Raw genomic sequence first — 15,257 nt, 5'->3', positions numbered from 1 at the left:
TTATAGACTAATTTTATGAGTGCCTATCAAATAGTTTATATTGTTTTATCAGTTACAATTTGGTTTATAGGATTTTTTCATATAGGAAAATATGTAAAACCAATATGGAAACGTTATAGCAAGTTTGTATTTTATTTTGGAATGAGCATTTTGCTTATTTTTTGGGTTAAGCATTATAGCTTGATTTTTATTGTTGGGCATCAAGTTTTAGGTTTAGTTTTTCATATTAAAGCATGTAAGAAGCATGATATAGATTGGAAGACATGCGAACCAAAAGACAAATATTTAGAACTTCATGAACAATGGGGTAAGGGTAAATTTAAATAAGAAATTATGGGACTTGATTTAGTAATATTTATAGCAGCTATTTTGTTAGGAATCTTCATCTACTGGAGAGAATCTAATAGCAATAAACTGTACAAATTTGTCAATAAGGTTTTTAACAGTAAAAAACTAAGAATGAAATCTGATGATAAAAAAGGATTTGTATATAAACAAGCCTTTTTACCACGATTAGTTTATATAGCAGCCTTTTTTTTATTATTAGGTTCAATTATTCAATTTTTATCACCATTTGAAATATACACTAGTTACAATGGTATCTCTGCTTTATCCTCAATAACGGTAGGAACTTTGATAGGAACTTACTTAGCAAGCTTTGTATTGAAGTCAGGTAAGATTGTAGACGAAAAAAGTGGAACAATAACCGAAATGGTAAGCGAAACTATTGAAAAAGGAAAAGAGCTTCTGGATGATATTACAACAAAAGATGACGTGGAAGATGTAGTAGAAACTCCAAAGGTAGAAGACGCATCAAAAGAAGATAAGAAAAGTGCTCGTGAGAGACTGAAAGATAAAGGATTAATGTAATTGTCATTCCTGCGAAAGCAGGAATCCACATATAAATCAATAAATTCCTGCTTTCACAGGAATGAAAAATATTATGATTAAAAAATACTGGAACAAAGGAAAGAAACAAAAAGTGATTACGGTTATAGGTAGCATTATTCTATTATTGCTATTATTTATTCTTCGTGATGAATACCAACCATTTTTATTATTCATTAGAAAATTTATATTTGTCATTCTACTATGTGGGACTATTTTGTTTTTATTGCTTAAAAAATTCAGGAGAACACCAAGTTCAGGAAAGCGAATTGGCATTTTAGGTTTATTAGTCTTGATTTTTGGAATTATCTACGCTATTGGTTGGCATTTTAAAATGTACGACTACATGAAAACATACAATGTATTCAACAATCTTAATAAAGTTGAGATACATGATTTGCCACTCACACAGAATGAACGTATACAGCCACTACGTAATATTTTTTCCATGGCTAACGAATCTGTTGGAGAAACTAAAGATGTATCGTTGCCACATTTAGTAAGAGTCGATGGTGTAAACCAATGGACAATGGCTATTCAGCCAACAGTAAAATATATTTGGCAGCGTATTAGCGATAATACAGAGGAAGTGTTTTCGGTATCGAGTACAACACCTTTTCCACGATTTTCTAGTGAGAATAGAATTCCAGTAACCTTTTCCATTGGTGAATCGTTAAAGTTTAGCAGAAACACTTATAACGCAGTTGTACAACGTTTTGGAATCACAAAATTATTCTCTACAGAACCTGGAGATGTTTTTTATATGAAAAATGACGAAGGTGAATGGGTACAAGTTGTGAGTTTAATTAATTGGAAAGGTTTTTTCTTCCCTTATCCAACGTTTGGTGGTGTGGTTATTATTGAAAATGGCGCACACGATTTTAGTGATTATGTTGAGCGAGTATTAATTGGTAAAGGAACATTTGTGAGTCCAGAGGATATGAAGAATTATCCGTTTTTAACAAAGCAAAACACCTTGTCAGAAAAAGTATCACGATTACAAGCCGAATCTTTAAAGTTTCTGGGAGGTTTTAGCGACCCACTACCTTGGAATATGGAAACAGCTGTTAAAATTCCTGATTTACCAGATGATCAAAATCAGCAACCATTTGTAACCGATTTCAACTTTGAAGGTTCAGAAACTGATGCTTATAGTGGGTTATACCATTGGTTTGGTTTAGAACCAGTAGGAGAGGAGCGTACGAGTTTAACTTTTAGTGTGTTTATTCCTGCAGATGGTACAGACAAATTGTATTACTACGATCATGCAGCTAAAAAACAAGGATACGCTGGTGTATCTGCAATGCCTTTAAAGATAATTGAGTCTCGAAAAGAATTTGATTGGTCTGTAAACAAACCAGTAGAGTTTAGACCCTATATTAAAGAAATTGCTGGCAGAAAGCGAATGTTTTTTTTAGGAACAGTGTCAGCTGTAAAAGAAGATTCTGGGAATTTTGATGGTTCTGCAACGCCTGATTTAGCATTAGTTGATAGTGAATATCGAGATGTGGTTTGGATTGATGTAAAGCACCCAAGTCAATGGGATAAAACGGTCTATGACCAATTAGCAGAAGCTTGGAGATCAAGTGAAGGTATAGGTTATTATTACGAAGAAAAACCAGTAGTGGATATAGATTTAATTCAAGCAGTGACAGACACCATAAAGACCATTCCTGATTCGAGTAAAAATCAAGAACAAATAGACGCTTTACAGCGTAAGATTGATTCATTAAAAAAAGCTAACAACTAATGCTTAATCTGTAACAGAACACTTCCAAAATAGACTAATAAATAAAGGTTTGTTATGGGATATATGGGTTTTGGTATGCAGAGATGGGTTTACTCAAGAAATCCAAAAAAACCTTTTGTTAAGGGTAGAATACCTTCTTTTTCTACAACAGATTCTTATGATAGAAAGTTTAAATTGCAGCCCTCTAAACAATATGATAGCTTTTATATCATAATTAGTATACTTCTTATAAGTTTGTTTTTCAGTGTTATTTATTCAAAGAAAGATGCGTTTCTAATTCATTCGAATGAAGTTAATAATCAAAAAAAGGAAATATTCAAATACAGGGATAAAGAAGCTTTTATTTTTTTAATGAAATCAGGTAAACACCGTCTTGAATCTGGTAATATAATAGGGGCTTATTATGAATTTAAATTAGCTAATAATATTAAGCCTAATGACGCTTATTTAAAGCAAATTACAATAGAAACATTGAGCATCCTTTGTTCAAGGAATGAGAAATATTGTAAAGAGTTAGATGTCTTTATGAAAAAGGAATAAGTTAATTCAATTAATAAAATAAGACGCTCCGAATATATAAATAGAACACAACACCAACTCTCCTAGAAATAAAGAAATAATAAATATTGGTAATTTTATACGTAACGCACCAGATACGTAGCATATAACATCAGTTGGTACAATTGGTATAAACGACCATAGTAGAATATAAATAAAGCCGTTTTTGCTTGAAAGTTTTTCTTTTACAACTTTTAACTTACGACTTTCACTATCAAAAAAGCTAGAAAAACCAAGTTTATCAGAAAAGAAATATATAAGCAGCGAAGAACCAATAATCCCTAATAAAGAAACAATGAGTACCCAAATTAAATGTTCTGGGAAAAGAATAACTCCTGCAAAAACAAGTGGTGTGCTTGGTAATAATACAAAACCTCTAAATAGATGAATTAAGAAATAAGTTGTCCACGCATAACCACTAAATTTACTAATGAATGCAGCGATGGATTCATTCGAAAAAAAGGAAGAGTCAATAAAGTACATTATTATGCATATAGTAATAATACTTATCCAAGTCCACTTAAGTATTCGCTGCAATTTTGGTGACATAACTTTGGTTTCAAATACGACGAGGTTATTTAAAAAAAGTTACAGTCTTTACTAAATAAACCTAAAAATTTAATTCCATTTTTATATCACTACGTTTATACGGACTATTAGCTTCTACAGGTATTTCAATAAAACCATACTTTCTATAGATATAAATTGCATTTTCCAATACAGTATTAGAATAGAGAATAAGTTTTGGTAACCCAATCGATTTAGCAAAATCAATACAATGTTGTATTAATTGTTGTCCAATTTTTAAACCTCGGTGCTCAGGTGAAACAGCCATTTTAGTAAGCTCAAACAAACCATTTTCTCCAATAGGCATTAAAGCTACGGTACCAACTATTTGGTTGTTTAATTTGGCAAAGAAAATATGACCACCTTTATTTATAATATAAGTCTCAGGTTTACTAAGTACTTCTTCATCTAGAGGTTCAACATAAAAAAAGGTTTGCAGCCATTCTATATTTAGTTCATAGAAGTTTTTGGAGTATTGCTTTTTAAACGAAGTAATTTCTATATCCTGTATCTTTGAAGAATTCATTTTGATATGTTTAATTATTGTATCACTAAAACTTTTAGTGTTTAATTTGTTTTCAAGAGAATTTAGATGTTCAATTAAAGAACTTGAGGTTTCTAAAGTGTATTCTTTAATTACAATATCTATGCTTTTCCAAATGGGTTTTATTGTTTTTAATAAATCTTTTCCTTTTTTTGATAAATGAACTATTTTTTTTCGTTTATCTATTTTATCAGATTTATATATTATTAACCCTTTGTTACTTAGTTTATTTATTGCTTGTGTTATAGCTGGCTGAGTAAATTGCAAAGAGTTTTGTATCTCAGAATTTGTAACTCCCTTTTTATGGGCTATAATTTTGAATATTGGGAATAAGTAAGGATCAAAGCCTATATTAAAGTAGTCATAAACAATTTGTGTTTCTTTCATTACATATTCACTTACCCTTTTTAATCTTGACCCCAAACCTAACTCACCTAATCCTCTTAAAGCATCCATAACATTAATATTTATATAAGTACTTATTCAAATTTATGCAATAGTTATGAATTGTACAAGTAGAGTTATAGTTTTATGATTAATAGATGCTTTTTACAATAAATAAAGCAAAAATCTCGATTATAATTAAAGTTTCAAAAGCCATTTTCATTATTTTAACAAAACTTTTATTACAAATAAAAAGAATCGTTAATGCTTTATTTACAAGTGTTTAATTAATTTTCAACTACATTTTATATAGTTACTTAAACATTAAAGACATCCAAAATTTTTAAGTTGTCGTATATATTGCATGAATGAGTTAATAGAAAGTAATTGTTAATTACATGATTATAATTTTTTACTCATTACAATTACAAGCATTAAAGTTTTAATTAGATTTATAGAGCATTTAACAAAACAATTATCAATTATGGAAAACAAAACTGCAGACAACAATAGAAGCTTAAAAGTAATTTTAAGTATCGCAGTATTATTACTAGTAGGTACAGCATTTTACTCGTATTCGTTATATAACGAAGGCGTAGACACAAAACAACAATTAACACAAGAAAAAGAACTTGTATTAAAAGATCTTAACAACATGGCTGCTCAATTTGATGTAGCAATTGGCGAAAACAAGATTGCAAATGAAAAATTAGTAGAAGCTAGAGAGCGTATTAAAGGATTAATGGATTCACTTAAGGTTTCTGATAACTCTGTAAGAAGTTTATGGAAGTACAAAAAGAAATTTTTAGAACTACAATCTGAAATGGATGTAATTTTAGCAGAAAATGATTCGTTGAAAGTTGAAAACGTATTATTAGCCTCTTCTTTAGATAGCACAAAAATTGAGTTAGAAGCGAGTACTATGTTTAACGATTCTTTATTAGTTCAAAACTCTGAATTAGCTGACATCGTTGAAAATGCGGCAGTATTAACAGCTGCTAAATTGGAAGGTTATGGCGTATTAGTACGTACCTCTGGAAAATTAGTTCCTATGGAAAGAGCTAGAAGAGTAGACAAAATTAGAGTATGCTATACAGTTGCTAAAAACAACTTAGTGGAAAAAGGTGATAAAGAATTTTTTGTTCAGGTATTAGATCCGCAAAGTAATGTGTTAGGGTTAAATGAACAAATTCAATTTGGGGAAACAACCTTAAATTATAGCTTAATTAGCAAGTTTAATTATGAAGCTAGAAACCTTGATGTATGCGAATTTGTAGACGCAAGAGGTGCAGATAAATTTGGAGAAGGACGTTATGTAGTTAACGTATTTGACCAAAAAAATCTTGTATCTTCTACAGAATTTATATTAAAATAGATGACTTTTTAATTGGTTGGAGAAAAGAGCCTTGGCATTCGTGTTAAGGCTTTTTTTATGCTAAAATTTCACCATTTAAAATAACAGTATCAATATGATTATTTCCAAAGGCGTAAGGTAAAAACCCATAACTAGGAATATTCTTTGTTATGATAAGATTTGCCTTTTTTCCTTTAGTAATACTACCACATTCATTAGATAATCCCATGGCATAAGCACCGTTTATGGTGGCTGCATTAATAGCTTCTTCAGGTGTCATTCTCATTTTTATGCAGGCAGTGCTTACTACAAAATTCATATTACCACTTGGTGTTGAACCTGGATTATAATCGGTTGCCAAAGCAAGTGGTAAACCAGCGTCTATGAGTCGTCGTGCTGGTGTATAAGGAATACTCAAGAAGTAAGAGCAAGAAGGTAAAGCCACAGGAATAGTGTTGTTAGTTTGTAAGGCTATAATATCTTCTTCATTTAATTCTTCTAAATGATCTACAGATAAAGCTTTGTGTTTTACACCAAGTGTAACACCACCAAAAGCATTAAATTGATTTACATGAATTTTTCCTTGTAAACCATATGCCATTCCAGCGTTTAATATACGTTCGGTATCTTCTAGTGAAAAATATCCTTTTTCACAAAAAACATCTATATAATCTGCTAGTTGTTCATTAGCAACTTTTGGGAGCATATCATTAATTACCAAATCTACATAATCGTCTTTTCTATTTTTGTATTCTAAAGGCAATGCATGAGCGCCTAAAAAAGTAGTTTTAACTAATATTGGAAACTCTTTTTGAATTCTTTTTGCAACACGAAGCATTTTGAGTTCTGCTTCGATAGTTAATCCATAGCCAGATTTAATTTCAATTGCGCCTGTACCTAATTTCATAACCTCTTTTACACGAGGAATGGATTGATTGTATAAATCATCCTCGGAAGTTTCTTGTAATGTTTTGGCTGAATTTAAGATACCACCACCACGATTAGCAATTTCTTCGTAACTCAAACCATTAATTCTATCAACAAATTCCTGTTCTCTATTTCCAGCATAGACAATATGTGTGTGTGAATCACACCAACTAGGTAATACCATTTTACCATTGGCATCAATTTGCTTGTCTGCTTGAATGTTTGGTAAATGTTTCATTTCTCCAAAATCTAAAATCCTATCATTTTCAATAACAACAAAAGCATTTTTAATGGTTGGCAAATGGTTCATCTCATTTCCTGAAACCTTCTTGATATTTATATCTCGTATTTGAAGTAATTCTTTAATATTTGTTATTAGTGTCGTCATTTATTTTTGTAGAAATCTGTTTCGAACTATAAATTTAGAATAAATTATGATGCTTGATAAGGTATCTTTAAATTAATTGCTTTATTTGTGAAGATGTAAAAAATAATTAAACAGCTTTTAATGAAAACTATTGGATTGATAGGAGGTATTACACCTCAATCTACTATTTTATATTATCAAATTTTAAATGATTTAGCAAATAAGAAATTTGGAGGAAATCATTCGTGTAAAACAATAATCCATTCTTTAGATTTTGGTGAAATTTCTAAACTTCAATCGGAAGATGATTGGGTGACATTGGATACTATAATGGAGACAGCTGGTAAAAGTTTGCAAAATGCAGGAGCAGATATTATAATTATTTGTGCCAATACGATGCACTTATCTATTGATGCAGTAAGAAGAGTTGTTACAATTCCTGTTATACATATAGCCGAAGCAACTGCTCAAAAAATTAGAGTTCAAAAAATTAATAGAGTAGCTCTTTTAGGAACAAGGTACACAATGGAAAAAGATTTTTTTAAGGATATATTGATTTCTAACAATATTGAAGTAGTTATTCCTGATCAGGCTCAAAGGGAAGTAATACATGATGTGATTTATTCTGAATTAGCAAAAGGCATTCTAAATAATGCATCTAAACAAATTTATTTGCAAATAATAGATAAATTAATTGCTAATGGAGCAAAAGGTGTAATTTTGGGTTGCACTGAAATACCTTTATTAATTAAACAAGAAGATGTTTCGGTTCCTGTATTTGATACTACAATGATTCATGCAAATGAAGCATTTAATAGCGCTTTAATTTTGTGACAATATGAACGCTAACTTTGTTTTTTTAAACTCGTTTACCGAAGTAGATGAAACGACTTTTAAAAAACTCACAAATATTTCTTCATATAAAGTATTAAAAAAAAACGAAGTAATAGTTAAAGAAGGAGAGATTGCTTCAACAAATGTATATATGCTAATTTCTGGTATTATGAGAGCGTATATTAATTCAGAATCTGGTAAGCAACATAATAAAAAAATATTTGCGCCAAGATCTTTTGTCGGCTCATTAACTGCAATTATCACTAACAAGCCATCAAAATTAACTTATGAAGCACTTACCGAATGTAAAGTAATTGAGGTTGATTTCGAAACTTTTTTAAAACTGAGTAAAATAGATATTAAGTTTTCTAATTTGTACAACAGTATTCTTGAAAGAATATTTATAGAATATGAGCGAAGAAACTTAGAGTTAATGACTTTAAACGCTACTGAAAGATATAAAAACTTAAGAAAGAGTATTTCAAATATCGATGATCTAATTCCTCAATTTCAAATTGCATCCTTTTTAAACATTACACCTGTACAATTAAGCAGAATTAGAAAAAAAATGAATTAATTGATTTTTATAAACATATGTTAATTTGTAATTGAATTAGGAACTATATTTTTATGCTTTCATATTACATAATAATCCTAAGAAGATTAATAGCTAACTAACCAATTGATAAAAAGCAGGAAACTTAATGTTTACCTGCTTTTTGTAATAATATAAGATGGTTATATTTATCTATTACTATGCTATTTTAAGCTTCCTACCATATCTTCAGGTTTTACCCACTCGTCGTAATCTTCTGCAGTAACATACCCTAACCGTATCGCTTCTTCTTTTAGAGTAGTTCCATTTGTATGCGCAGTATTAGCAATTTCAGCTGCTTTATAGTAACCAATTTTCGTGTTTAATGCTGTTACCAACATTAAAGAGTTATTTAACAATTGTTTTATTACGGCATGATTTGGTTCTATACCAATAGCACAATTCTCATCAAAACTTACACAAGCATCACCTATTAATTGAGCAGATTGCAATAAATTTGCAGCCATCATTGGTTTAAAAACATTCAACTCGTAATGACCTTGAGTGCCACCAACTGTCACAGCGACATCATTACCCATAACTTGAGCGCATACCATAGTTAACGCCTCACACTGTGTTGGATTTACTTTTCCTGGCATAATTGAGCTACCAGGTTCGTTGGCTGGAATAATAATTTCGCCAATACCACTTCGTGGTCCAGAGGCCATCATTCTAATATCATTCGCAATTTTATTTAATGATACTGCTAATTGTTTTAAAGCACCATGAGATTCTACTATGGCATCATGAGCAGCTAAAGCTTCAAATTTGTTTTCAGCTGTTATAAAAGGTAGTCCAGTGAATTCAGCAATATATTTAGCAACCAAGACATCATAACCTTTTGGTGTATTTAAACCAGTTCCGACAGCAGTACCACCTAAAGCTAATTCACTTAAATGAGATAAGGTATTTTCCAGAGCTTTTAATCCGTGGTCTAATTGAGACACATAACCAGAAAATTCTTGACCAAGTGTTAATGGTGTAGCATCCATTAAATGTGTACGACCAATTTTAACTACATTTTTAAATGCTTCAGATTTTTGTTTTAGGGTATCACGTAATTGTTTTACTCCTGGAATAGTCGTTTCTACAATTTTTTTATATGTAGCAATATGCATTCCAGTAGGGAAGGTGTCGTTAGACGATTGCGATTTATTTACATCATCATTAGGTTGAATCGTTTTTTCTCCTTCGCCAATGACTTTTCCAGCAATTTGGTGAGCTCTATTTGCAACAACCTCATTCACATTCATATTACTTTGTGTTCCTGAGCCTGTTTGCCAAATTACTAATGGAAATTGTGCATCATGCTTTCCTTCTAAAATTTCATCACACACTTGAGCAATTAAATCACGTTTTTTAATTGGTAGCACACCAAGTTCACAATTTGTATATGCTGCAGCTTTTTTTAAATAGGCAAAGCCATAGACTATTTCTATAGGCATGGATGCTGGCGTTCCAATTTTAAAGTTATTTCTTGAACGTTCTGTTTGAGCTCCCCAAAGTTTATCAGCAGGAACTTTAACTTCACCCATCGTATCTTTTTCTATTCTGTAACTCATTGTTTGTGATGATTTAATTTAAGTTGCAAATTTACGGCATTTCACTAACATTTTTCATGTCAATTGCCATAGATTTATGGATATATTTATAAAGTTTTAAACACTATAATCATAAAATGATATTGTGCATTAAATAAATATTAGCTTATATTCGGCTTTATAATTAAAAACAGATAATCAACTTCATCATGAAATTTAAGAACACTCTCTTCATCCTAATATTTATTGGAATAATAGCTAATGGTTATTCTCAAACTAATAACGACGAAAAAGTTTTAGCTCAAATAAGAACCGAAGGCTTTTTAAATACACAAGCTATGTCTATGCTAGAAGAGCTTACAGAAGTTTATGGACATCGCTTAACTGGTTCTAGAGAGTATTTTGCTGCTGCAACTTGGATTTCTAATAAAATGAAAACATTAGGGTTACAAAATGTACATTTTGAAAATTACTGCGATAATTGTCGAGGTTGGAGTATGAAGAGTTTTAATGTAGAAATGACGTCACCAAATTTTATGAACATTAATGCTTATCCACTAGCAATGGCTAAAAGCAGTAATGGCATAGTAGAAGGAGAAGTGGTACATATTAAGAGTTTTAGAAGTATGGATGCCATAAGAAAGCAATACGCAGGAAAATTAAATGGGAAAGTAATTTTACTAGGCTCTGAACCAACAAGGAAGTCGCTAACTGAAGATGTATCTAAACGCTATACTCAAGAGGAGTTAGATAAAATGGAAGACAAACTGGTTCCACAAACTAAGCAAACACCTTTACCAGATTTGTTTAAAGGATGGGAAACAAGTGATGTTTATGATAAAGAATTTTTAGAATTTGTAGAAGCTGAAGGAGCTCTAGCTGTGTTAAAATCTCGTTCTATTTTATTGGGAATATTACATCCTGATGGCACATATTATTATCAAGAAGGTGTTTTAAAACCTTTACCATACTTTGCTATTATGCCTGAGCATTTTGGACGATTAGCAAGAATGATAAAACTAGGCGTTATTCCAAAAGTTCGATTGAATCTAGAGACCGAATTTTATAATGAACCAGAAAACAACGTCAATATTATTGGTGAAATTACAGGCACCGATTCTAAATTAAAGTCTGAAACGATACTAATTGGTGCACATTTCGACTCTTGGCATTCGGGTACAGGAGCAACAGATAATGGCGCAAATAGTGTAGTGTTAGTTGAAGCATTACGTATCTTAAAAGCTATTGGTTATCAACCAAAAAGAACCCTAAAAATGGGGCTTTGGGGAGGAGAGGAGCAAGCCTTTCTAGGGTCGGCTGCTTATGCAAGACAGCATTTTGGTGGCTTGTTAGAAAAACCAAATAATGCTTCAAAGAAAATCTCAGCGTATTTAAATCTAGATAATGGAGCAGGAGCTATTAGAGGCTTGTATTTACAAAAAAATGAACTAGCACGACCAGTTTTTGAAAATGTATTTGAACCTATCGCTAACTTAAGTGAAGGTGCTTTAACCATTGAAAACACCTTGTCCACAGATCATGAAACATTTGATCATTATAACATTCCAGCATTTCAATTTATACAAGATGAATTAGCATATCATAATGTGACGCACCATACACAATTAGACGTGTTAGAATATGTGCCAGAAGAGGATATTATGAAGAATGCGGTTATTTTAGCTTGGACAATTTATAAGTTATCTGAAAATGAAGCGATGGTGCCTAGAAAGACTAAGAACTAATTTTGTGATTTCGTAAATAAATTAAACCCATTAAGAAATGAAAAAACTAAGCTATCTTTTTTTAGTATTTACTTTATTAATAGTATCATGTAATGAAAGAAATGTTATTATTCCAGATATTAATTTTAAAAATGCATTATTAAGTTCTAATTATGTAGATACAGATGGAGATGGTAAGGGAGATGCAACAATTGATTTAAATGGTGATAATGAAATTCAGATTAATGAAATTGAAAGTGTAAAGTTTTTGAATGTTAGCTCAAAGAACATAGAATCTTTAGAAGGAATTGAAGGTTTTGTAAATCTAGAAAAATTGGATTGTCACGATAACCAACTCAAAAATTTAGACGTTGTAAATAATAAAGAGCTTGTAACGCTTTATTGCTATGATAATCAAATTGAAAATCTAGACTTAATAGCCAATAAAAAACTTAAGGTTTTAGGTTGCAGAGGTAATTTATTGACAAGTCTAAACTTGTCTAAGAATAGCAATTTAGAAGTATTATATGGCTATAATAATCGCTTGACAAGTTTAAACTTAAAAAATGGGAACAACTCTAAGATGCGAGCTATGTTTGCTCACGGAAATGAATATCTTAAATGTATAGAAGTAGATGATATGGATGCTATTTATCCGTCAAGTGATGTGGAAAATTATAAAGGTTGGTGCAAGGATGATTATGCTTCCTATGTTGAATCATGTGATAACTAAGGTTATGTTCTAAATTAATTATCTAAAAAAAGTAAGTTCAAATTCATTAGTTTATATCCTGTTAATAAATTTGAAATTTCCTACTGTATTGGTGCCTTGTAAAATTGCGGATTAAATTTTATATGCTAATAAAATAAATTAGTAGGCATAGATAAATTATTGACTTAGTCGCCAAGCCTTATACAAACACATAGATTTTTAAACTTCAAAAACTCACTTATTCGTAAGAACCCAAAGCTCAACTTGTTCAGAAGAACGCCAATGTTGGTTGCGTTTCGTTTTATTTGATGCAACTTGCACTCTTTTTTTAAAGCATTTTTCTAATTGAAATCTCCCACCTTCAGCTAGTTCCTTTTCTATAGGATGCTCTGTTTTGACATTGGTTATTTGAGCTAAATTTGAGAATAAGAGTACTAGTTTTCCTTCTGGTAAAAGTCGCTTTCTCGCATCTGCAAAAAAATCAGGAAAAAGGTTTTCATTGTAATAAATAGCTTTATCAATAGCATCTAGATTATGAGATTCTGGTAACCAAGGCGGATTAAAAACAATTAGTTCAGTCTGCTTTTCAAACTTTCCAAAAAGATATCCAAAATCTAATTCTATTTTCCGAGATAACTTTGTATCTCCCATAGATTCTTTTAATCCAAAAACCGCATTATAATTTATTTCTGTTCCAAATATCTTTTGAAAACCATACTTTATCATTTGAAGAGAAAGTACTCCACAACCAAAACCAACATCTATTGCTGTTTTTTTTGGTCCTTTATAGCGTTTCAACCATTTGTCAAAAAGGTTTAAATGATCGAAGCGTGTAGGAAAGTATGTTCCGTAATATGGATGTATTTTATTGCGTAATACAGGAATTGAAACTCCATTTTTGTACCATTGCCAAGCACTATTTAGTCCTTGTATTTGAGGAAAGGTTAATAAGAAATTATTATTATCAGGATAAAATTCTTCTAACCAACCAATTGCTGGAGATTTTTTTACAAACAATTTTTGGTCAATAATTTCAATTAAAATAAGATTTGAAAGTTTCTGATATGCAGAACGGTATTCACGTTGCTCTTGAAAAGATTTGTTTGGCAGCTTTACTTTCAAATACTTGTGTAAATCTTGAAGAAGAGATATTCCATTATTATAAAACTCTGTTATTAATATAGTTTTACCAGCTTCTAAGGCTTTAATAGTAGACTTGACATTTGTTCCATATTTAAACAATTTTATTGCTTTATCTATTTCAATAGGTTTTGGCTTGTTTATTTCTATATCTATAATCATTGTTTGTTTTTCTGTTCACATAAAACCAAATAACTCTTCTTACTTTACTAGCTCATTTATTGTATGAGGGTAATTGGAGTTGCGATTCTGGAATCTTAAAATGTTATCTTTTACGATGACTCCTTTATCTATATTTATAGCATTTTTAATCGTCTTATTTTCATTCCAACTATCACGACCAGACACCACAGATGGTAGATGTACAAGCAATGCAGCAGAAATAGATCTAGAAGCACTTTCCCAAAAGTAACTGGGTGTGTGATCTACAGCATAGTAATGAATATTATCAATCTCTATCATGGGCTTTTTAAAAGATGTAGGTTTAGCAAAATAAAATCCCATGCCTTCATCGCAACTAACATCTATAATGAGAGTTCCAGGTTTAAGCATCGTTTTTTCATCTTCTTTAACATAATCAATAGGATTATCTGTATCTTGATAGGTACCATTAATTATTATTTCAGATTCATGTATTAAATCTAATAATGGTCGTTCTGAACCATCATGTTCAACTACAATTAGACGTGGCTCGTTTCCACGTCCCTTTCTAACTCGAACATAGTGTACATTTAAAACTTCTTCTCTAACCTCATGATCTGGTCTTTGAATACAAATCGTAATATCTCTAAAACCATGTGCTTTTAAAGCATAAATAGCACCTCTGCTTACTGCACCAAAGCTAAAAATGATCACCTTTCTTTGATTTCCATAATGACCATCTATTCCCTTTAGTTGCAATGCATGTATTACGGCACTATAGCCAGCCATTTCATTATTCTTGTAAAAAGTGTGTCTCCCCATTTGGCCATTAGGATGCCATACATACATATCTTCAAAAGCAATCAAGGTTAATTTTTTATCTATAGCTGTTTGTGTAATTTGCATTTGTTGTGCACAATGAGGATAACCCCAAATAGTGCCTCCATCTTTCAAATCTTCTAAATCAGATAAAATAGGTTTAGCAATAATAGCTGAGCCTATATTAGATAATATTTCGCTACGTGCCGCAATTCCACCAGTTAAGTTGCTAATTTCCTTGTCTTCGATATTAAAAGGTAAGCCATAGCCTTCTTCAAAAATAAGTTGTCTACGAATGTACTCTGGAAGTCTTTGTAAATGTTCAGGGTGGATAGGCACACGTCTTTCATCTTCTTTTTTTGAAGTTCCAATAACACCCATTTTTAATAAAGCCATATGTTTTTTAGTTAAA

Annotated in this window: 15 protein-coding genes; 9 read left to right on the top strand and 6 right to left on the bottom strand. The window is 31.0% G+C overall.

Annotated elements, in window-relative coordinates:
* Positions 1-15 precede the first annotated feature (15 nt).
* From ABGB03_RS07340 to ABGB03_RS07325, 4 genes are all read left to right on the top strand, one after another.
* Positions 16-327 (top strand): hypothetical protein, encoded by a 312-nt coding sequence (locus ABGB03_RS07340; protein WP_347926140.1) that lies wholly within the window; start codon positions 16-18, stop codon positions 325-327.
* A gap of 6 nt (positions 328-333) precedes the next feature.
* Entirely contained in the window at positions 334-870 is a 537-nt protein-coding gene (locus tag ABGB03_RS07335) for a hypothetical protein (RefSeq protein WP_347926138.1), read from the top strand.
* 73 nt (positions 871-943) lie between these two features.
* The gene (locus ABGB03_RS07330; protein ID WP_347926136.1) at positions 944-2,638 is read left to right on the top strand and encodes a hypothetical protein; all 1,695 of its coding nucleotides are present in this window, start codon (positions 944-946) and stop codon (positions 2,636-2,638) included.
* Between the two features lie 54 nt (positions 2,639-2,692).
* Entirely contained in the window at positions 2,693-3,178 is a 486-nt protein-coding gene (locus ABGB03_RS07325) for a hypothetical protein (RefSeq protein ID WP_347926134.1), read from the top strand.
* A gap of 6 nt (positions 3,179-3,184) precedes the next feature.
* On the opposite strand, the gene ABGB03_RS07320 is transcribed toward ABGB03_RS07325, so the two are convergent.
* Positions 3,185-3,745 (bottom strand): VTT domain-containing protein, encoded by a 561-nt coding sequence (locus ABGB03_RS07320; protein ID WP_347926132.1) that lies wholly within the window; start codon positions 3,743-3,745, stop codon positions 3,185-3,187.
* A gap of 61 nt (positions 3,746-3,806) precedes the next feature.
* Positions 3,807-4,763, bottom strand: coding sequence for a bifunctional helix-turn-helix transcriptional regulator/GNAT family N-acetyltransferase (locus ABGB03_RS07315; RefSeq protein WP_347926130.1), 957 nt, complete (start codon positions 4,761-4,763; stop codon positions 3,807-3,809).
* 412 nt (positions 4,764-5,175) lie between these two features.
* Between ABGB03_RS07315 and ABGB03_RS07310 the strand changes: the two genes are divergently transcribed.
* Positions 5,176-6,066, top strand: a complete 891-nt coding sequence (locus tag ABGB03_RS07310) for a chromosome partitioning protein ParA (protein ID WP_347926129.1) — start codon at positions 5,176-5,178, stop codon at positions 6,064-6,066.
* 55 nt (positions 6,067-6,121) lie between these two features.
* On the opposite strand, the gene hutI is transcribed toward ABGB03_RS07310, so the two are convergent.
* Positions 6,122-7,360: an imidazolonepropionase gene (gene hutI, locus ABGB03_RS07305; protein ID WP_347926127.1), complete on the bottom strand. Its 1,239-nt coding sequence runs from the start codon at positions 7,358-7,360 to the stop codon at positions 6,122-6,124.
* Between the two features lie 120 nt (positions 7,361-7,480).
* On the opposite strand from hutI, the gene ABGB03_RS07300 reads away from it, so the two are divergent.
* Positions 7,481-8,173: an aspartate/glutamate racemase family protein gene (locus ABGB03_RS07300; RefSeq protein WP_347926125.1), complete on the top strand. Its 693-nt coding sequence runs from the start codon at positions 7,481-7,483 to the stop codon at positions 8,171-8,173.
* 4 nt (positions 8,174-8,177) lie between these two features.
* Positions 8,178-8,750, top strand: coding sequence for a Crp/Fnr family transcriptional regulator (locus ABGB03_RS07295; protein WP_347926123.1), 573 nt, complete (start codon positions 8,178-8,180; stop codon positions 8,748-8,750).
* Positions 8,751-8,932: 182 nt separating this feature from the next.
* Here ABGB03_RS07295 and fumC read toward each other — a convergent pair whose 3' ends face one another.
* Positions 8,933-10,330, bottom strand: a complete 1,398-nt coding sequence (gene fumC, locus ABGB03_RS07290) for a class II fumarate hydratase (protein ID WP_347926121.1) — start codon at positions 10,328-10,330, stop codon at positions 8,933-8,935.
* 188 nt (positions 10,331-10,518) lie between these two features.
* Here fumC and ABGB03_RS07285 point away from each other — a divergent pair, with 188 nt between their 5' ends.
* Both ABGB03_RS07285 and ABGB03_RS07280 read left to right on the top strand, forming a co-directional pair.
* On the top strand, positions 10,519-12,054 hold the full coding sequence (locus ABGB03_RS07285; RefSeq protein ID WP_347926120.1) for a M28 family peptidase: 1,536 nt from the start codon (positions 10,519-10,521) through the stop codon (positions 12,052-12,054).
* Positions 12,055-12,091: 37 nt separating this feature from the next.
* Complete coding sequence (locus ABGB03_RS07280; protein WP_347926118.1) at positions 12,092-12,766, top strand: hypothetical protein; 675 nt, start codon at positions 12,092-12,094, stop codon at positions 12,764-12,766.
* 213 nt (positions 12,767-12,979) lie between these two features.
* Here the strand turns inward: ABGB03_RS07280 and ABGB03_RS07275 are convergent, their stop codons facing one another.
* Together ABGB03_RS07275 and ABGB03_RS07270 are read right to left on the bottom strand one after the other, a co-directional pair.
* Positions 12,980-14,047 carry a methyltransferase gene (locus ABGB03_RS07275; protein ID WP_347926116.1) on the bottom strand — a complete coding sequence of 356 codons (1,068 nt, stop codon included), beginning with the start codon at positions 14,045-14,047 and terminating at the stop codon, positions 12,980-12,982.
* A 39-nt stretch (positions 14,048-14,086) separates the two neighbouring features.
* Entirely contained in the window at positions 14,087-15,241 is a 1,155-nt protein-coding gene (locus ABGB03_RS07270; RefSeq protein WP_347926114.1) for a N(5)-(carboxyethyl)ornithine synthase, read from the bottom strand.
* Positions 15,242-15,257 lie beyond the last annotated feature (16 nt).

This window comes from Pontimicrobium sp. SW4 (assembly GCF_039954625.1).
In the GTDB taxonomy this organism is placed as follows: Bacteria; Bacteroidota; Bacteroidia; order Flavobacteriales; family Flavobacteriaceae; genus Pontimicrobium.
This window is presented reverse-complemented; position numbering and strand designations above follow the sequence as displayed.

Bases quoted from the DNA above. Each gene is read 5' to 3' on its own strand.
- ABGB03_RS07340 (WP_347926140.1), top strand. From the start codon at position 16: ATGAGTGCCTATCAAATAGTTTATATTGTTTTATCAGTTACAATTTGG.
- ABGB03_RS07335 (WP_347926138.1), top strand. From the start codon at position 334: ATGGGACTTGATTTAGTAATATTTATAGCAGCTATTTTGTTAGGAATC.
- ABGB03_RS07330 (WP_347926136.1), top strand. From the start codon at position 944: ATGATTAAAAAATACTGGAACAAAGGAAAGAAACAAAAAGTGATTACG.
- ABGB03_RS07325 (WP_347926134.1), top strand. From the start codon at position 2,693: ATGGGATATATGGGTTTTGGTATGCAGAGATGGGTTTACTCAAGAAAT.
- ABGB03_RS07320 (WP_347926132.1), bottom strand. From the start codon at position 3,745: ATGTCACCAAAATTGCAGCGAATACTTAAGTGGACTTGGATAAGTATT.
- ABGB03_RS07315 (WP_347926130.1), bottom strand. From the start codon at position 4,763: ATGGATGCTTTAAGAGGATTAGGTGAGTTAGGTTTGGGGTCAAGATTA.
- ABGB03_RS07310 (WP_347926129.1), top strand. From the start codon at position 5,176: ATGGAAAACAAAACTGCAGACAACAATAGAAGCTTAAAAGTAATTTTA.
- hutI (WP_347926127.1), bottom strand. From the start codon at position 7,360: ATGACGACACTAATAACAAATATTAAAGAATTACTTCAAATACGAGAT.
- ABGB03_RS07300 (WP_347926125.1), top strand. From the start codon at position 7,481: ATGAAAACTATTGGATTGATAGGAGGTATTACACCTCAATCTACTATT.
- ABGB03_RS07295 (WP_347926123.1), top strand. From the start codon at position 8,178: ATGAACGCTAACTTTGTTTTTTTAAACTCGTTTACCGAAGTAGATGAA.
- fumC (WP_347926121.1), bottom strand. From the start codon at position 10,330: ATGAGTTACAGAATAGAAAAAGATACGATGGGTGAAGTTAAAGTTCCT.
- ABGB03_RS07285 (WP_347926120.1), top strand. From the start codon at position 10,519: ATGAAATTTAAGAACACTCTCTTCATCCTAATATTTATTGGAATAATA.
- ABGB03_RS07280 (WP_347926118.1), top strand. From the start codon at position 12,092: ATGAAAAAACTAAGCTATCTTTTTTTAGTATTTACTTTATTAATAGTA.
- ABGB03_RS07275 (WP_347926116.1), bottom strand. From the start codon at position 14,047: ATGATTATAGATATAGAAATAAACAAGCCAAAACCTATTGAAATAGAT.
- ABGB03_RS07270 (WP_347926114.1), bottom strand. From the start codon at position 15,241: ATGGCTTTATTAAAAATGGGTGTTATTGGAACTTCAAAAAAAGAAGAT.